Annotated in this window: 14 protein-coding genes and 1 pseudogene; 6 read left to right on the forward strand and 9 right to left on the reverse strand. The window is 59.1% G+C overall.

What is annotated here, in order from left to right:
• Positions 1 to 25: 25 nt before the first annotated feature.
• Positions 26 to 427, forward strand: coding sequence for an EamA family transporter (locus PW792_09750; protein MDE1162212.1), 402 nt, complete (start codon positions 26 to 28; stop codon positions 425 to 427).
• Here the strand turns inward: PW792_09750 and hpnE are convergent.
• Genes hpnE through PW792_09770 form a run of 4 tightly spaced genes read right to left on the reverse strand, consistent with a single transcriptional unit; the run spans position 424 to position 4,782 of the window.
• A complete protein-coding gene (hpnE, locus tag PW792_09755) occupies positions 424 to 1,761 on the reverse strand; it encodes a hydroxysqualene dehydroxylase HpnE (protein ID MDE1162213.1) in 1,338 nt (445 codons plus the stop codon). The two genes, PW792_09750 and hpnE, sit on opposite strands and share 4 nt — an antisense overlap.
• Positions 1,758 to 2,702 carry a phytoene/squalene synthase family protein gene (locus PW792_09760; GenBank protein ID MDE1162214.1) on the reverse strand — a complete coding sequence of 315 codons (945 nt, stop codon included), beginning with the start codon at positions 2,700 to 2,702 and terminating at the stop codon, positions 1,758 to 1,760. The genes hpnE and PW792_09760 overlap by 4 nt, the downstream gene beginning before the upstream one ends.
• Positions 2,699 to 3,667, reverse strand: coding sequence for a squalene synthase HpnC (gene hpnC / locus PW792_09765; GenBank protein ID MDE1162215.1), 969 nt, complete (start codon positions 3,665 to 3,667; stop codon positions 2,699 to 2,701). The genes PW792_09760 and hpnC overlap by 4 nt, the downstream gene beginning before the upstream one ends.
• Positions 3,664 to 4,782, reverse strand: coding sequence for an alcohol dehydrogenase catalytic domain-containing protein (locus PW792_09770; GenBank protein ID MDE1162216.1), 1,119 nt, complete (start codon positions 4,780 to 4,782; stop codon positions 3,664 to 3,666). The genes hpnC and PW792_09770 overlap by 4 nt, the downstream gene beginning before the upstream one ends.
• Before the next feature lie 104 nt (positions 4,783 to 4,886).
• Between PW792_09770 and PW792_09775 the strand changes: the two genes are divergently transcribed.
• On the forward strand, positions 4,887 to 5,666 hold the full coding sequence (locus tag PW792_09775) for an ABC transporter permease (GenBank protein MDE1162217.1): 780 nt from the start codon (positions 4,887 to 4,889) through the stop codon (positions 5,664 to 5,666).
• A gap of 2 nt (positions 5,667 to 5,668) precedes the next feature.
• Positions 5,669 to 6,478 carry an ATP-binding cassette domain-containing protein gene (locus tag PW792_09780; protein MDE1162218.1) on the forward strand — a complete coding sequence of 270 codons (810 nt, stop codon included), beginning with the start codon at positions 5,669 to 5,671 and terminating at the stop codon, positions 6,476 to 6,478.
• 3 nt (positions 6,479 to 6,481) lie between these two features.
• On the opposite strand, the gene PW792_09785 is transcribed toward PW792_09780, so the two are convergent.
• Both PW792_09785 and PW792_09790 read right to left on the reverse strand, forming a co-directional pair.
• On the reverse strand, positions 6,482 to 7,225 hold the full coding sequence (locus tag PW792_09785) for a dienelactone hydrolase family protein (protein MDE1162219.1): 744 nt from the start codon (positions 7,223 to 7,225) through the stop codon (positions 6,482 to 6,484).
• 34 nt (positions 7,226 to 7,259) lie between these two features.
• On the reverse strand, positions 7,260 to 8,057 hold the full coding sequence (locus PW792_09790; GenBank protein ID MDE1162220.1) for a protein phosphatase 2C domain-containing protein: 798 nt from the start codon (positions 8,055 to 8,057) through the stop codon (positions 7,260 to 7,262).
• Between the two features lie 422 nt (positions 8,058 to 8,479).
• On the opposite strand from PW792_09790, the gene PW792_09795 reads away from it, so the two are divergent.
• Positions 8,480 to 10,060 carry a hypothetical protein gene (locus PW792_09795; protein MDE1162221.1) on the forward strand — a complete coding sequence of 527 codons (1,581 nt, stop codon included), beginning with the start codon at positions 8,480 to 8,482 and terminating at the stop codon, positions 10,058 to 10,060.
• 69 nt (positions 10,061 to 10,129) lie between these two features.
• Here PW792_09795 and katG read toward each other — a convergent pair whose 3' ends face one another.
• A complete protein-coding gene (katG, locus tag PW792_09800; GenBank protein ID MDE1162222.1) occupies positions 10,130 to 12,322 on the reverse strand; it encodes a catalase/peroxidase HPI in 2,193 nt (730 codons plus the stop codon).
• Positions 12,323 to 12,613: 291 nt separating this feature from the next.
• On the opposite strand from katG, the pseudogene PW792_09805 reads away from it, so the two are divergent.
• Positions 12,614 to 12,787: pseudogene (locus tag PW792_09805) on the forward strand (LysR family transcriptional regulator).
• 48 nt (positions 12,788 to 12,835) lie between these two features.
• On the forward strand, positions 12,836 to 13,501 hold the full coding sequence (locus PW792_09810) for a LysR family transcriptional regulator substrate-binding protein (GenBank protein ID MDE1162223.1): 666 nt from the start codon (positions 12,836 to 12,838) through the stop codon (positions 13,499 to 13,501).
• 65 nt (positions 13,502 to 13,566) lie between these two features.
• Here the strand turns inward: PW792_09810 and PW792_09815 are convergent, their stop codons facing one another.
• On the reverse strand, positions 13,567 to 14,718 hold the full coding sequence (locus PW792_09815) for an acetate/propionate family kinase (GenBank protein ID MDE1162224.1): 1,152 nt from the start codon (positions 14,716 to 14,718) through the stop codon (positions 13,567 to 13,569).
• The gene (locus tag PW792_09820) at positions 14,718 to 17,114 is read right to left on the reverse strand and encodes a phosphoketolase family protein (protein MDE1162225.1); all 2,397 of its coding nucleotides are present in this window, start codon (positions 17,112 to 17,114) and stop codon (positions 14,718 to 14,720) included. Before PW792_09820 ends, PW792_09815 begins: the two co-directional genes overlap by 1 nt.
• Positions 17,115 to 17,217 lie beyond the last annotated feature (103 nt).

Genomic DNA, 17,217 nt, shown 5'->3' on the forward strand with positions numbered 1-17,217 from the left:
TAGCCTAGAAGGGAGACACACGTTGATGCACTCTTCCCCGCACTATCCGCTTTGGTTTCGAGATTGGCTTTGCATTGCAGGCGTTGCCGCGCTGGCGATTGCTGGCGAATGCCTTATTGCTGCAGCCATGCGAACGTTGGGTGACCTTGACGACATCCGGGCAGTAAGTGGGCTGCCGGGTGCCATCAAGGCAGTACTCTCCAGCCCTTTGTTCGTCATCGGCGCTCTCTGCATGGCGCTGAACTTCTTCGCGCTGCTCTTCACGCTTTCGATTGTGAACCTGTCGCTGGCTGCGCCTGCAACCGCCTCGCTGACCTATATCGGTAATGCGATTGCCGCAAAGCTCTTCCTTGGCGAAAACGTCGACAGACGGCGCTGGCTTGCGACAATGTTTGTAGCTATGGGCGTCGCGCTGATCTCGCGCTAACGAGCGAAGAGGCGGGCAAGTCCATCCGGCTTCAACTCAGGTGCGAGCGTAGAGCGTCCGAGAATGCTCGTTGCGGCAAGGCGACCGCTGCGAATGCCGCCTTCCATCGTGCTTGGCCAACCACTGGCGGTCCAGTCACCAGCGAGATAAAGATCGTCGCCTGCAACATTGCTTGCAGGACGAATAACGTCTAGCCCCGGAGTCACGGAGAAGGTAGCCCGGGCCTCTTTCAGGATGCCGGACTTGAGAACCTTCGCTTCCCGCACTCGTGGGAAGAAGAGTTCAAGCTCGCGCAGAGCCGAACCAAGAATCACCTCGCGCCCCATCTTCAACTCTGCGTGCGAAGCCGAGATCACAAGCTCAAGGTACTGCCCTGCCTCACCCGTCTTGCGGATACGGGTCTTGTTGAAGAGCCACTGAATACGCGTATCCAGTAGCGCAGCATGATCCAGATCGCAAACATCGCGGTCAAACCAGAGATGGATCGTCGTGATCGGCGCGTGAACGAAATTTTCAACGTTGGGTACAGAGATCAGGCGCGCCGTTTGTTCAAACGGCAACGCGAGAACAAGGTACTTTGCCTTTGCGATTAAACCCTCAGCGCCGTGAAGATGCCACACACCAGCAAGATGCTCAATGCGCTCCACGCTCGTACGAAGACGAAGCTCCGTCCCCTGCTGCTCCGCCAGCTCCGCGATGTGTGAGTAGAACGTGCTCAACGGTTGCGTAGGAATACCCATGCGGCCGCCTTCTGCAGACTTCACGAACGCTTCGTGGAAGACCTGACCGGCATAGCGCATGGAGCAACGCTCGAAGCTGTCGTTCAACGTGGCAACAACGATCGGCTCCCAGAAGTGCCGGATGGCACGCTCGGGCTGCCCGGTACGCTTCAGCCACTGGGCAAAGCTCTCGCTATCGCTCTGCGGATAGCCGCGGAAGAACTGCATGAGCCCGCGTCCGATGGCAGCCTTCTCCACCAGCGAAAGCATCGGTGCGCGGAGGAAGTCAAAGGAGCCGCGCACCGATGTTCCGGCGCGAAGAACGCTCTTGCGTCCCCCCGGCTCGAGGAATGGAATCTCGCTGTACCAGCGAATGTGCTGATCGGCCCCACTGCGACGGCAGAGATCAACAAGGTTCACGCAGCAGCCGAGCATGACATGCTGCGAGTCAATCGTTTCCTGCAGCGCGGGATGCTCATACGAGTACGCGCGACCACCCACGTAAGGCTTGCGCTCCAACAGAAGCGGGCGAAGCCCTGCCGAGCTGAGGTCTACGGCTGCGGCAAGGCCAGCAACGCCTGCGCCGATAATGGCTACGTCCTGCACTGCGCTCATCCGAAGACGCGTGCCCCGTACGCCTGCGCCATGCCAAGCCCTAGCACCCGAAGCTTGCGTGCGCTGGACACGCTGACCCGCGTATGGAAGACAGCCGCGGGATCATCGGCTATAAGGTCGAGCAGCAAGCGGTAGATCTTGATAAGCACACGCATCGCCGCGCGCGAATCCTTATCCAGCAACGGGATCAGTTGTTCGGAGCGGCGGTAGAGTTTTTGCGCCGTCCCCTGAATGCCCATGATGAGCTCAAGCTCATTGCGGGCAGGCGTTGAGCCGTTGCAAAGAGCAAAAAGACGCTCGACAGAAACCTTGTACTCCGAGAGCTTATCTTCCGGCAGATACACCCGGCCACGCTCTGCATCTTCCTTCACATCGCGCAGGATGTTGGTGAGCTGGAAGGCGATACCTGTATCGACAGCAAGCTGCTCGGCTTTGCGGTCCGAGTAGCCAAAGATACGAATGCAGACCAACCCAACCACCGATGCTACGAGGTAGCAGTAACGCTCCAGCGCAGGCAATGTCTGGTAGACCTGAACGGTCTTGCCGTCGATCGTAAGCAAATCCGTACCTTCAGGCTGCGGATTCAGATCGAGCGTCGTTCCTGCGATGAGCTGGTCGAGCAAGTCGTCCGGGATATTGAAGCGGCGCTGCGTATCCATGAGCGCCACGAAGAGCGGATCGTTGCTTTCACCGCTTTTGCTCGCGGCCTTCCACTGCGCGGTCCACTCAGCCATCGCCGTACGGCGTGCATCGAGCGAAAGAGATTCGTCGTCGGAGAGATCGTCTGCCTTGCGCATGAACGCGTAGACCGCGCACATCGCGTCCGACTTATGCTGCGGCAGCACACGGAAGGCGTAGTAGAAGTTCTTCGCTTCAACACGCGCGACGTTGCGGCAGTACTCGTAGGCTTCCACTAGTTTGAGTTGCCCAACTTCGTTCATCGTGCTCCCCCGCGCTTCGGAAGAATGATCGCCTGCAACTTGCCGCCGACCGCTCCAAAGAGAAGACGCAGCTTCATGCCTTTTGTCACTACCGGGCGCGACTTCAGCGTGTTGTAGCTCTGCCCTGCGATCGCATCCAGGATGGCATGGCCGCCCTTCGCAAAGAGAGTGAGGGTGGACGCAAGATCACGATCCACAAGCTTCGTAATCTGCTGCCCATGCGTAAGCCGTGCCCGAGCGTCTTCTACGAGGAAACGCATCATCGCTTCATAGTTGGAATCGAAGTGGCGATTAGCGATCTGCTCATCCGTTACGCCAAAGCGGGCCATCACATCAGCCGGAAGATACCGACGGCCACGCCCCCAGTCCTGCACCACGTCCTGGTAAAAGTTCGCGAGCTGAAGACCGGTGCAGATCTCATCCGAGAGCTGCATCAGGCGCTCATCCTTGTAACCGCAAACGAGCAGCACGAGCCGACCAACAGGATTCGCCGAGTAACGCGAGTACTTCTCCAGCGTGGCGAGCGATTCGTGATGTGTATAGGTCTGGTCCTGCTCAAACGCCGAGATCAGGTCGTCAAACGGCTGCTGCGGCAGTTGGCACTCCGCAATCGTCGGCTCAAGGGCCACGAAAACGGGATGCCGCGAGGCCTGCGGATTCTGAAAGCACTCCTGCAACATGCCGCGCCAGGCAGCAAGCAGCTTTGTCGCTACAGCCGTGTCGCCGACTTCGTCTCCAAGATCGTCCGAAGTGCGGCAGAAGCCGTAGACCGAGAAGAAGTGCTTGCGCAGTGGCTTCGGCAGAAAGACTGTGGCGACATGAAAGTTCTCGTAGTGCGTCGTGGCCAGGTGCTCACACCACTCTTCGGCGTCGGCCAGCGAAGGACGCAGCACAGGTGTGCGATAGAAGGCAGGTGCCTCCTGCAGGCGATCGTCAATGGCGTCTACATCGCGTGCGGTAATCATGCCACGGCCTTTTCGGACTCAGGAAACGCGCGTTCGACGGCGGTTTGCGGATAAATCACGGTCTTGATCTCGGGTGCGGTGCCTTCTGCGGGACGTGTGAGCATCGCCTGAAATACAGACGGCACAGCTTCCAGTTCAGCTTCACCGGTAATGAATTTTTCGCAGTCAAACTTGCCAGAGCAAAGCAGCTCAAACGCCGCACGCGTAGTCGCAGGCGTGTGGTGGAAGCTTGCCTTGATATTGATGTCCGAATAATGGATAAGGTTCGTATCAAAGCTGGCCGAGGTGCCAGCAGGCGGACCGCCGAAGAGGTTCACCAGGCCGCCCTTGCGGGCCATCTGCACCGCCCACTGCCAGGCTTCGGGCGTGGCAACCGCTTCGAAGACGATATCCGCACCACGACCGTCAGGGGTCAAGGCACGCGCCGCAACGATCGGGTCCTCCACATCGGCGATGCGTACCACGTTCTCTGCGCCAAACTCTTTCGCCGTCGCAACCTGATCGATACGTTTTACAACTGCGATCACATGCAGCCCGAGGATCGCGGCAGCATGAATAAACAGCAGCCCGATGGGCCCCGCACCAAGCACAATCACCGTCTGGCCGGCCTTTGCATCGCACTGCTCCAGACCACGCATCACGCAGGCCAGCGGCTCCGTGAGCGCAGCGTGCTCAAGCGGCATCCCGTCAGGAACATGCAGCATATTTTTCTGCACGATACGTGCGGGAATGCGAATGTACTCGGCGTAAGCGCCGTTATTAAAGAGAAGATCGTCGCAAAGGTTCTGCTGTCCCGCTTTGCAGTAAAAGCATTCGTCGCAGGGCGCGGAATTCTGCGGCACCACGCGGTCCCCGATCGCAAAGCCTGCCACGCCTTCGCCCATCTCCACGATGACGCCTGCGGCTTCATGACCGAAGATTCGATCCAGCGTGAGCATTTTGGCGTGGTAGCCGCGACGGTACACCTTGAGGTCTGTGCCGCAGGTAAGGGCCGCTTCTACGCGGAGAACGACCTCACCGGGACCGGCAACAGGCCGCGCAACATCATGAACGCGAAGGTCTTCGCGTCCATGCAGGACGGCTGCGCGCATAGTCGGTGAAGGGTTGAGCGACATCCCCTTTATTCTCGCATCCCCTGCAAGTGTTTTCATATCCGCTGAGGAAGTTACGCGTCGCTGCACCCCAAATCGGCATCTGATACCCTGAGCCAATAGCGCGCATGAACCTTGTTTCGCCAGGAGCCGTCGTGAAGAACATCGTGTCGTCGGTGCAGGAGTACTCCCTGCTTTCATGGCGTGCGATTCGCAACGTCGCGTCCAAGCCACGATATATCGCCGACACGTTCACCCAGATGGACTCCATCGGCTTCGGCTCCCTGCCGATCGTGCTGCTGACGGGCTTCTTTACGGGATGCGTTCTCGCGCTCCAATCAGCTACCTCTTTGAAGCAGTTTGGCGCAGTGGAGATGACCGGACGCCTGGTCACGCTCTCCATGGTGAAAGAACTTGGCCCCGTGCTGACCGGTTTGATGGTCTCCGGGCGCAACGCTTCGGGCATGGCCTCCGAGCTTGGCTCGATGAAGGTTTCCGAGCAGATCGATGCCATGCGCGCGCTGGGTACAGACCCGATCCGCAAGCTGGTCACCCCACGTCTGGTCTCCTGCGTGGTCATGCTCTTTTTCCTGACGATCATTGCGGACGCGTGCGGCATCGCTGGCGGCTCCGTGGTTTCGGTCCTGCTGCTCAAGCTGAATGGATCAGCCTTCTTCCACACCGGCTACATGTCGCTGCAGTACGGCGACGTCGTCGAAGGCCTGGTCAAGCCCCTGTTCTCGGGCTTCATCATTGCCACGGTAGGCTGCTTCTATGGGCTTCGGACAACAGGCGGAACGCGTGGTGTCGGCAAGTCGACAACGCAAGCCGTCGTGTCGTCCTCCGTGCTCATCATCCTTTGCGACTTCCTGGTCACGCAACTCATGATCGACATCTTCGGGAGGTAAGCATGGCTGATTCTGCAGCTTCCCTGGAGCCAGTCGTCGAGTTTCGCGGGGTCTCGATCGCCTTCGAAGAGAACAAGGTGCTGCGTAACGTCAGCTTCCGCGTCATGCCGGGCGAGACCCGGATGATTCTCGGGCCCGCAGGTGGCGGCAAGTCTGTGCTGATGAAGCTGGCAAACGGCCTGATGATGCCCGACTCCGGCGAGGTGCTGGTCTTCGGACAAATCCTGAGCGACCTGAGCGAGCAACAGCTCTACGAGATGCGCGCACGCGTCGGCATGGTCTTTCAGGAGTCTGCCCTCTTCGACTCGCTCGATGTAGAGGACAACGTCGCCTATCGGCTGGAAGAAGAGCATGTGCCTGAGCCCGAGATCGAAGAGCGCGTGCGCGAGGCTCTCCGCTTCGTCGAACTGGAGCAGGCCATCCACAAGTTCCCTGCCGAGCTCTCCGGCGGTATGCGTCGCCGTGTTTCCATCGCCCGCGCAATCATTTCCAGGCCGGATCTGATTCTCTACGACTCGCCCACAGCGGGGCTCGACCCCATCACCTCCACCACGATCGTCGATCTCGTGGTGAAGCAGCGCGACGTCTCGAATACGACTTCGCTGGTCATCACGCACCGGCTGCAAGACGCCTTCACCATGGCGACCCACCGCTACGACGAGGCCTCAGGCCACATGCAGCCGCTGCCCAAAGGCGAGCTTGACTCAAGCGTGCGCTTTCTCGTGCTGAACGAAGGGTCCGTCGTGTTCGATGGCACGACACGCGAGCTCACCAACAGTACGGACCCCTGGTTACAGGCTTATCTGGCGTAGGTCTTAGCCAACGGTAAGCGTGCGATGGAAGAGATCGAGCGCCAGACCGAAGAGCGAGCGAGCGAGCTCAGGGTCATAGCGCACACCTTCGTCACGAAGGAAGGCATGGGCTCCGTTCACCTCATGCCAGTTGAGCTTGGTCCCCACCTCGTTGAGCCGATTCAGCAGCAGCATACGGCCTTCAGTAGGGATATGCGGGTCCTGCCGTCCCCAGGCCATCAGCAACTCGCCCTGGATCTCGCCCGCGCGATCGAGCGAATCATCGTTCATCCCTTCCCCCAGACCGCGCTTGTGGATATCGGTTGCATAGAAGCAGACCGCTCCAAGGACTTCCGGGTTCATCGCTGCGCGGAACGCCAGATGGCCTCCGATGCAGATGCCCATCACGCCGACCTTGCCGGTGGAGTCTTCGCGTGCAGCAAGATGCGCCAGCACTGCTCGCGCATCACTGTCGTACGCGGCAAGGGGCTTGGCAGTCTTCAGCGCATTGCCACGGTCAGAGCCGGGCTGGTCGTAGGCCAACACCGTCCCGGCGGGTTCGTACTCGTGATAAATCTCCGGCGCGGCCACGATGTAGCCAAAACCAGCCAGCTGCAACGCCAGCCGGCGCACAGGTGCGGTGATCTGAAAGATTTCCGAGTAAATCAGAATGCCCGGGAAGCGGCCTTCGCGTGCTGGGCGAAAGATGTGCGTCCGCATGGGGCCAGTCGGCGTCTGGAGATCGACAAACTCTTCGGTAAGAACCATGCGTCCAGTGTATCCAACCACTGTTGCAGCAAGCCTAAAGACTTACTCCGGGCCACATCAGCTTGCCATGATGCAACTCTGCATTCGCGTCGAGCATACGAACCACGAGGCAGGTAATGTTGTCCGTTCCACCATCGTCCTTGGCCTGTTCGATGAGCAGGCGACAGCTTTCTACCGCAGACTGATTCTCTCGGCCAAGAATCTCTCCGATAGCAGGATCGGTCACGTGGCGCGTAAGCCCATCGGAGGCAAGCAGCAGCGTATCTCCCAGCAGCAATGGCTCTTCGTAAAGATCAGGCTCCACGTCGTCCTCTGCGCCAATCGCTCGCGTGATGACCGACTGCATCGCCGAACGCTGTGCCTGCTCCACGGTCATCAACCCACGCCGAACGCTTTCAGCGACGTAACTGTGGTCCATCGTCAGTTGATGCGCCTGCGCATCGCGAACAAGATAGGCGCGACTATCCCCAACGTTGATGAGCGTAAGCAGGTCATTCTCGATGTGTGCAGCCACCAGCGTCGTTCCCATACCGCGATAGCGCGCATCGTACGCGGCTCGCATACGAACCGTTCGATTCGCCGCGAGGGCCCCACGCCACAGCGCATTGCGAGCACGCTCCGGGCCAGCCGAAATGGCCTGCAGCTCCTGCCGTGCGGTCTGCAGAAACGTTTGTCCTGCAAGCGAGCTGGCGATCTCTCCGCCGACATTACCGCCCATGCCGTCACAGACGACATACAGGCCCGAATCTTCAGCCAGGCCAAAGCTGTCCTGATTGCTTCTTCGTACCAGACCGATGTCGGTTTTTGCCGCGCTCTTCGCCTTCAGCAACATCCCGGAAACCTCTTCAAACAGCCACAATCTTCGCGGTTCTGCGCCGCTTCATAAGGCGTCCAGTATAGCGAGGCAGGCGTTGTGGGAAGGCTATCAACTTTCACACACGCAGAAGACGTACCCATCGCGGTACGCCATGAGGCAACCCGGCGGGCAAGTATCAAAACATATACCTTGCTTGAAAATACGAACAAAAGACCTAAGCCGTCGGCCATCCTGTTACTGGGGGAACTCCCCAGGAGGCCATTTTTTTGGCAAAACATATACGTAACGCAACAGCCATCGCAGCCCTTGTGTCCTGCGTTGTGCCGGTGTGTGCGCAAACGGCAAATCATAAAAAAAAGACCGTCAGGCCACATAGACCGACCGTGCAGGAACAGATCTCTCATCTGGAATCTGAACTCCACACCCAACACGAAGAGATGCAGGCCCAGATTGACACGCTGAAAGCAATGCTTTCGGCCAAACAGGCGCAGGTGGACGTAGCAACGACCTCCGCCGCAAAAGCTCAGGAGCAGGCAGCGACCGCGACGGCTACCGCCGAAACATCGCAGCAACAGACAGCAGCAGCGGTCTCGTCTCTGCAACAGACGGTGGCAACCACCGACGCCAGGGTAGAGACAGTCGTCACGCAGCAAGTGGCGCTGAAGAAAGCCGTCGAATCCCCAACGACGATCCATTACAAGGGCATCACCCTGACGCCGAGCGGCTTTATCGCCGGTGAAAGCGTCTGGCGCCAGCGTGCGATGCACGCCGACATCTATACCGACTACAACCTGACCCCGTACCCGGGCTCCGGCGATGCTCATGTTTCAGAGTGGGTTCCTTCAGCCCGCCAGTCGCGCTTCGGCCTCATGGCCGAGGGCAAGGCCGGCAACTGGGACCTCAAGGGCCTGGTGGAAGTCGACTTCCTCTCCGCAGGAACAACCTCCAATCAGTTGCAGACCAACAGCTATACCCTGCGAGTGCGACAGGCATGGGCACAGGCCAGTAAAGGCCGCCTGACGCTGAACGCCGGACAGATGTGGACGTTGGCAACCGAAAACAAGAAGGGTGCACTGGCCGGGCAGGAAGCTCTGCCGATGACCATCGACAACAACTTCAACGTCGGTACAACATGGCTACGGCAGATGGGTTATCGTGCGCAGTACCGCGTCACCGACAAGATTACGCTGGCCGCAGCGCTCGAAAACTCGCAGTACCAATACTCTGCGACCAACGCTCCGAATAACTTCTTCTTCGGGGGCACCGGTGCCTTCCAGGGCCTTAACAACTCAACCTTCAACTACACAAGTCAGGTGGCTCCCGACATCATCGTCAAAGCCGCCTTCGATCCGGGCTGGGGACACTATGAGTTGATCGGTATCGGCCGTTTCTTCCGCGACCGCTACTATCCCGCGACCAGTTCCGCCGTGGACGCCCAGAACGACACCAAGTTCGGTGGCGGCTTTGTGGCCAACGCGCACATGCCACTCACCTCGAAGCTCGATCTTGGCCTGCATCTCACGGCTGGTGACGGTACAGGACGCTACGGCGCTTCCCTGCTGCCGGACATCACAGTGCATCCCGATGGAACGCTCGAACCACTGCGCAACGCACAGGGTCTTGCTTCCATCGAACTGCATCCGACCAAGAAGTTCGATATCTACGGCTATGGCGGCACGGAGTATGTGCAGCGTACGTACTATCGCAACTCCATTGGAACGCTCGTAGGGTATGGCGTGCCTACAGCCGATAACTCCGGCTGCAGAACAGAGGTCGGTCCAACCACCGGCGGCACCTCTGGCTATAACCCCGGCACAGGGACATGCTCTGGAAATACGCGCGTCCTCATCGAAGGACAGGGCGGCTTCTGGTATCGCCCCTACAGCGGACCGGCTGGCAAGCTGCAGCTTGGTGCGGCCTACGGCTATCTCACGCGTACCGGCTGGACCGGCGTTGGCGGTGCACCCAAGACCGTCAACAACCTGGTCTTTACCAGCGTGCGTTACATTCTGCCGTAGAAACAACAAAGCCAAAGGCCCGGACTGCGTATGCGGTCCGGGCCTTTGTTATTGCTTGCAACGTTGGAGCTAGGCTGTCTTTGCAGCGCCGAAGTGATCAAGGTTCATCACCTTCGTCCAGACACCCACGAAGTCTTCTACGAACTTCGCGTGCGCGTCGGAGCTGGCATAAACCTCGGCCAGAGCACGAAGCTGCGCGTTCGAACCGAAGACAAGGTCAGCACGAGTCGCTGTCCACTTCACGGCGCCGGTCTTGCGATCGCGGCCTTCGAAGATGTCCTTCGCCTCTGTCGTCGCCTTCCACACCGTCCCCATATCCAGCAGGTTGATGAAGAAATCGTTCGTCAGAGCTCCGGGCTTCGCCGTAAAGACGCCGTAGGCCGTGCCGTTGTAGTTCGTGCCCAACACGCGCATGCCCGCCAGCAGAACCGTCATCTCTGGAGCCGTCAGCTTGAGCAACTGGGCCTTGTCCAGCAACTCCACCTCGGCCGTACCGCTGGCCTTGCCCGTGAAGTAGGAACGGAAGCCATCGGCAGCCGGTTCCAACACCGAGAACGACTCAACATCCGTCTGCTCCTGCGAAGCGTCCATGCGGCCCGGAGTGAACGGAACCGTAACGTTGACGCCTGCGCTGCTTGCGGCCTGCTCCAGAGCTGCGTTGCCCGCAAGAACGATCAGATCAGCCAGTGAGACCTTCTTGCCACCGGTCTGCGACGCATTGAACTCAGCCTGAATCGCTTCAAGCTTCGCCAGCACCTTCGCAAGCTGCTCCGGCTGGTTCACCGCCCAATCCTTCTGCGGAGCAAGGCGGATACGCGCACCGTTCACGCCACCGCGCTTGTCCGATCCGCGGAACGAAGCAGCCGAAGCCCACGCCGTGGAGGTCAACTCCGACGTGTTCAGCCCGGAAGCAAGCACCTTCTGCTTCAACAACGCGACATCCTGATCGTCGACCACAACGTGATCAAGCGCAGGGATCGGGTCCTGCCAGACGAGCTCTTCCGCCGGAACTTCCGGTCCGAGGTACAGAGCGCGAGGCCCCATATCGCGGTGCGTCAGCTTGAACCAGGCACGCGCAAACGCATCGGCGAAGGCCGCAGGGTCCTCGTAGAAGTGGCGCGAGATCTTCTCGTACGCAGGGTCAAAACGCAGCGAGAGATCGGTGGTCAGCATCGCCGGAGTTCCACGCTTGGAAGAGTTATGCGCATCCGGCACGGTGCCTTCCCCGGCATTCCCCTTGGGCTTCCACTGGTGCGCACCTGCGGGGCTCTTCGTCAGCTCCCACTCGTACTTGAAGAGATGCTCGAAGAACTCGTTCGTCCACTGCGTCGGCTTCGTCGTCCAGGTCACTTCGAGGCCGCTGGTAATCGCATCGCCGGCAATGCCGGTGTTGTACGCGTTCGACCAGCCAAGTCCCTGGTGCTCGATGTCGGAACCTTCCGGCTCCTTGCCCACATGATGCGTTTCGCCAGCGCCGTGCGTCTTGCCGAAGGTGTGTCCACCCGCGATAAGCGCCACGGTCTCTTCATCATTCATCGCCATGCGGCCAAACGTCTCGCGGATGTCGCGAGCTGCGGCGACAGGATCGGGCACGCCTTCCGGGCCTTCAGGATTGACGTAGATCAGCCCCATCGTCGTGGCGCCAAGCGGCTTGGCAAGTTCACGATCGCCCGAGTAACGCTTGTCCGTTCCCATCCAGGTCGTTTCGTGGCCCCAGTTCACATCGAGGTCCGGCTCCCACACATCGGCACGTCCGCCAGCGAAGCCGAACGTCTTGAAGCCCATCGACTCAAGGGCAACGTTGCCAGTAAGAATCAGCAAATCGGCCCAGGAGATCTTCTTGCCGTACTTCTGCTTGATCGGCCAAAGCAGACGACGGGCCTTATCCAGGCTGACGTTGTCCGGCCAGCTATTGAGCGGAGCAAAACGCTGCTGCCCACGACCGCCGCCACCGCGGCCGTCAAAGGTGCGGTACGTACCGGCACTGTGCCACGCCATGCGGATAAAAAGCGGGCCGTAATGACCAAAGTCAGCGGGCCACCAATCCTGCGAGTCGGTCATGAGCGCCGTCAGGTCCTTCTTCAGGGCGTCGTAGTCGAGAGTCTTGAACTCTTCGGCGTAGTCAAAGCCGCCACCCATGGGATCGGACAGCGACGAGTGCTGGTGCAGGAGGTTCAGGTTCAGATGGTTCGGCCACCACTCACGGTTGGTTGTGACCGGGGTGCTGCCATGATTGAACGGGCACTTCGCTTCGGTTGACATACGTTCTCTCCTCACTTCGCGGCTTGAATCCAACGACCGCTCCAGTGAAAACCGCGGGCATCGAGCTGACAAGGTAAATGCTTTTGATTGGCGTCGGATGAATACTTCCGATGCAGGCCTGCACAGGTTGCAGACGATCTGCTGCGCCGTTGAAAGCACCATCGATCGACCATTTCCTTGAAGCACAACAGACGACGAAGTTGTCCGCGTTGCCTCAGCAGAGACGACTGTAGCACTACGGCGTCCCATAGCTCAAATACATAAAGACCATGCAGAGTATAGTCATAGGCTATGGAATTCAATCAGCTCCGATATGTCTGTGCCATCGCAGATACAGGCAGCTTCAGCCGCGCCGCAGAACGTTGCCAGATCACCCAACCCTCTCTTTCCCAGCAGATTCTGAAGCTGGAAGAAGACCTGGGCGTGAAGCTTTTTGACCGCCTGAGTCGCAGCGTACAACTGACCGAAGCAGGCAAATCGTTCCTTCCACACGCCCGCTCCATCCTGAGCCAGATGGAAGAAGCGCGGACCTCCGTTGCGGACAGCACCGCCGACCTTCGCGGCAGTGTGGCGGTGGGGGTAATTCCGACCGTCGCGCCATACTTTATTCCGGCGTATACGGCGTCGTTTGCGAAGAAGTATCCTGAGGCCCGATTGCGGATTGTGGAGGAAACTACGCCGGTTTTGGTAGATTTCTTGCGGAATTTGTCGATTGATCTTGCGGTTCTTGCGCTTCCGCTGCGGCATAAGGACCTGGAGGTCTTTCCGCTGAGGAGTGAGCCGCTCTTTGCGGTTCTGCCACAGGACCACCCCAAGGCTGGAGCGAAGTCTTTATCAATCAATGAGTTGCGAGGGGAGTCTTTTGTGATGTTGCGGGATGGACACTGCTTTCGCGAGAGCAGTCTGGCGGCTTGCAGCCGCGCGAGAATCACTCCGCGGATCGCTTTTGAAAGCGATCAATTCAGTAGCGTACTGGGTATGGTTTCGGCTGGAGTGGGGGTTTCGCTCATTCCGGAAATGGCGTTGGCAACCGACGCAAAGTGTTCTTATGTAAGGCTTAGTGATGCGCGAGCCACCCGCACCATCGTCGCTGCGGTGCTGCGCGGAAGAAGCCTGAATCGCATCCAAAAAGCGTTTTTGAAACGATTGCAGACACAAAAGGTTACGGCCGAAATTTAGGCTCCGACACCGGTTGGTGTCGGAGCTTTGCCTGGTCGTTCGACCTCATGCTCTGAGACGTGGGTTCAGAGGACGGGTGCTTCTTCCGGCGACAGAAGGCGGCGGACGTGGCGAGCGATCTGCAACTCCTCCTCCGTTTTCAAGGCGAGCACGTTGCTCGCCGGGTCTGTCTCCCCTTTCAGTCCGAGGAAGGTTAGACCGTCGCAAACTTTGTGGCGGATGGCTTCACTGTGAAGGCCAATGCCGCCCGTAAAGACGAGCAGGTCGATGCCTCCCATGAGGGCGGCGTAGGCCCCGACGGTTTTCCTGATCGTAGTGCAGAAGGCGTTCACCGCGAGGCTTGCGGTGGAGTCACCGGCTGCGTCCCGCTCGAGGAGCGCCTGCATATCGCTTTCGCCATCGCAAAGCCCGGCGAGGCCGCAGTTGTGGTTGATGAACTCTTCGAGTTGATCGGGGTTTTTCTTCTCCGTGCGAGCCAGATAGATCATCAGGCCGGGATCAAGGTCGCCGCTACGGCTTCCCATCAAAACACCGCCAGCAGGAGTCAGCCCCATCGTGGTGTCGATCGAGCAACCGCTGTGAACCGCAGCGAGACTGGAGCCGTTGCCGAGATGAGCGAAGACAGCGCGGGCAGGCAGCTTGCTTCCAAGCCGATGGACCAGTGACTCGTAGGACAAACCATGAAAGCCGTAGCGGCGAACGCCTTGCTCGAAGTACTGATTGGGCAACGGGAAGCGTGCGGAGAGCTCCGGCAAGGTGCGGTGGAAGGCGGTGTCAAAGCAGGCGAAGTGCGGGACAGAGGAGAAGATCTTCTGCGCCTGCTTCAACAGCTTGAGCGACTGCGGGATATGCAGAGGAGCAAAGTGAACGGATTGCTCCAGGGTTTCGATGACGGAGGACGTGATGCGCTGATGCTCGACGAGATGAGGGCCGCCATGGACGACTCGATGCCCGACGGCGCAGATCTCCGAGCCATGATCTTTGAGGACAGAGGAGACCGTGCGGAGAGCGTCCTCCTGCGATTCGAGAAGGTGCTGCTTCTCCAGCAGGATTTTGCCCTCTGCGTCGCGAACGCGAAGAGAACCATCTGAGCGACCGATGCCCTCTGCGCTGCCTTCCAGTTCGGGCACTTCGTCGCTCGAACCTGGACGGAAGAGTCCAAACTTGAGCGACGAGGAGCCACTGTTGAGTACGAGGATGCTCTTTGCAGCGGACATTACTTCGCGTCCGCTTCCGGCCACACCCAGTTGCTGATCTCTGCGCGATCGATGCCTTCGGCGTAGGCGTAGTTGAGGTTTTCGATGATCTGCTCCTTCAACCACTCCTTCACATGGGCCGCGCTCTGCTGCAGTTGCGGCACGCGGTCGATGACGTCGATCGACAGATTGAAACGGTCGACCTGGTTAATGATGGCCAGCTCCAGCGGCGTGTTGATGTTGCCCTTCTCCTTGTAGCCGCGGACGTGGATGTTGTCGTGGTTCTTCCGCCGATAGCTGAGCTTGTGGATCAACGACGGGTAGCTATGGAAGTTGAAGATGACGGGCTTGTCCACGGTGAAGAGCGAGTCAAAGTCACGGTCCGACAAGCCATGCGGATGCTCTGTTTCGGGCATGAGCTTGAAGAGATCGACGACGTTTACGAAGCGTATCTTCAGCTCGGGGAACTTCTCTTTGAGAATGGCGACTGCGGCGAGGGCTTCCATGGTGGCGATATCGCCAGCGCAGGCCATGACAACATCCGGTTCGGTGCCGTTATCCGTACTCGCCCAGTCCCAGATGCCGACGCCCTTGGTGCAATGCACGACGGCTTCCTCTGCACTGAGAAAGGCAAGGTGAAGCTGCTTATCGGCAACGATGACGTTGTAGTAGTCGACCGAACGGAGGCAGTGATCGCCGACGCTCAGCAGGCAGTTCGCATCCGGCGGAAGGTAAATGCGAACGACGTCCGGGCTCTTATTCGTGACAATGTCCAGGAAGCCGGGGTCCTGATGCGTGAAGCCGTTATGGTCCTGACGCCAGACGAGCGAGGTGATGAGCAGGTTGAGCGAAGAGATGGGAGCGCGCCAGGCGAGCTCGTTTTTCGACTTCTCCAGCCACTTCGCGTGCTGGTTGAACATCGAGTCGATGACGTGCACGAAGGACTCATAGGAAGAGAAGAGTCCATGCCGACCGGTGAGAACGTACCCTTCGAACCAGCCCTCCAACGTGTGCTCGCTGAGCATCTCCATGACACGACCGTCGGTCGTGATCTCGGTGCCGTCTGCATCTTCGGGCTTGATCTCTGCCATCCACGTCTTTTCCGACGCAGCGTAGATGGCATCGAGCTTGTTGGAGGCGGTTTCATCCGGGCCAAAGACACGGAAGCTCGTCATGTTGTTCTTCATGACGTCGCGCAGGAACAACGCGAGGGTTGCGGTGGGCGAGGCGTAGAGCTGGGCGTGCCCTTTCGGGTCCACAGCATAGTTACGGAAGTCAGGAAGATGAAGCGGCTTCCGCAGCAGGCCGCCGTTGGCGTGAGGATTTGCGGTGATGCGGCGAGTACCGGTGGGAGCCATATCCTGCAGTTCCGGGATCAACTTGCCGCTCTCGTCGAAGAGACTCTCTGGCTTGTAGCTGCGGAGCCAGCTTTCGACGAGCTTCAGGTTTTTCTCGTTCGTCACAGGATCGAGCACGGGAACCTGGTGCGCTCGCCAGAAGTTCTCAACCTTGTGCCCGTCAACCTCCTTTGGGCCGGTCCATCCCTTGGGAGAACGCAGCACGATCATGGGCCACAGAGGACGCTCTGCTGTATTGGTTTCGCGGGCCTTCTGCTGGATGCTGCGAATCTCTTCGATGCAACCTTCTAGCGTGGCTGCCATCTTCTGATGCATCGTCTCCGGATCGTCGCCTTCGACGAAGTACGGGGTGTAGCCGTAACCGAGGAAGAGCGCTTCCAACTCACGATGCGAGATGCGGGCCAGGATGGAGGGGTTGGCGATCTTGTAGCCGTTGAGGTGGAGGATGGGCAGCACAGCGCCGTCACGGATCGGGTTCAGGAACTTGTTGGCATGCCATGAGGTGGCCAGCGGGCCGGTCTCTGCTTCGCCGTCGCCGATGACGCAGGTCACGATAAGGTCGGGGTTATCGAACGCCGCGCCGTATGCGTGGGAGAGGCTGTAGCCGAGCTCGCCGCCTTCGTGGATGGAGCCGGGAGTCTCTGGCGTGCAGTGGCTGCCGAGCGCTCCGGGGAAGGAGAAGCGCTGGAAGAGCTTAAGCATTCCTTCGGCGTCCTGGCTGCACTCGGGGTAGATCTCCGAGTAGTGGCCTTCGAGGTATCCGTTGGCAAGCGTGGCAGGCGCTCCGTGGCCAGGGCCCGAGATGTAGATGAGATCGAGATCGTACTTCTTGATGAGCCTGTTCAGATGAACCCAGGTGAAAGACTGTCCTGGATCAGAACCCCAGTGCCCCAGCAGGCGACGCTTGATATGCTCCGGCTTGAGCGGTTCCCGCAGCAATGGATTCGCTCGGAGATAGATCATGCCCGCAGCAAGATAATTGCAGGCGTGCCAGTAGTCATTCATTTTTCGCAGTTCATCAGCACTCAAGATAGAAGGGTTCTGAAAAGACGATGTCATTTAGTAACTCCATGCTTTTGTGGGGTTTGCTGGGGCTCAGTAAAAAAGAAGAAAGCATGCGAATCCGTCGTCGTGGATGTGACGGATGAACCGAGGCGATAGA

The organism is Acidobacteriaceae bacterium, assembly GCA_028283655.1.
GTDB lineage: Bacteria > Acidobacteriota > Terriglobia > Terriglobales > Acidobacteriaceae > Granulicella.

Excerpts from the sequence above, each read along its gene's own strand:
- PW792_09815 (MDE1162224.1), bottom strand. The coding sequence starts at position 14,718 with ATGTCCGCTGCAAAGAGCATCCTCGTACTCAACAGTGGCTCCTCGTCG.
- PW792_09750 (MDE1162212.1), top strand. The coding sequence starts at position 26 with ATGCACTCTTCCCCGCACTATCCGCTTTGGTTTCGAGATTGGCTTTGC.
- PW792_09820 (MDE1162225.1), bottom strand. The coding sequence starts at position 17,114 with ATGACATCGTCTTTTCAGAACCCTTCTATCTTGAGTGCTGATGAACTG.
- PW792_09780 (MDE1162218.1), top strand. The coding sequence starts at position 5,669 with ATGGCTGATTCTGCAGCTTCCCTGGAGCCAGTCGTCGAGTTTCGCGGG.
- PW792_09775 (MDE1162217.1), top strand. The coding sequence starts at position 4,887 with ATGAACCTTGTTTCGCCAGGAGCCGTCGTGAAGAACATCGTGTCGTCG.
- hpnC (MDE1162215.1), bottom strand. The coding sequence starts at position 3,667 with ATGATTACCGCACGCGATGTAGACGCCATTGACGATCGCCTGCAGGAG.
- PW792_09795 (MDE1162221.1), top strand. The coding sequence starts at position 8,480 with ATGCAGGCCCAGATTGACACGCTGAAAGCAATGCTTTCGGCCAAACAG.
- PW792_09785 (MDE1162219.1), bottom strand. The coding sequence starts at position 7,225 with ATGGTTCTTACCGAAGAGTTTGTCGATCTCCAGACGCCGACTGGCCCC.
- hpnE (MDE1162213.1), bottom strand. The coding sequence starts at position 1,761 with ATGAGCGCAGTGCAGGACGTAGCCATTATCGGCGCAGGCGTTGCTGGC.
- PW792_09770 (MDE1162216.1), bottom strand. The coding sequence starts at position 4,782 with ATGTCGCTCAACCCTTCACCGACTATGCGCGCAGCCGTCCTGCATGGA.
- PW792_09790 (MDE1162220.1), bottom strand. The coding sequence starts at position 8,057 with ATGTTGCTGAAGGCGAAGAGCGCGGCAAAAACCGACATCGGTCTGGTA.
- PW792_09760 (MDE1162214.1), bottom strand. The coding sequence starts at position 2,702 with ATGAACGAAGTTGGGCAACTCAAACTAGTGGAAGCCTACGAGTACTGC.
- PW792_09810 (MDE1162223.1), top strand. The coding sequence starts at position 12,836 with ATGGAAGAAGCGCGGACCTCCGTTGCGGACAGCACCGCCGACCTTCGC.
- katG (MDE1162222.1), bottom strand. The coding sequence starts at position 12,322 with ATGTCAACCGAAGCGAAGTGCCCGTTCAATCATGGCAGCACCCCGGTC.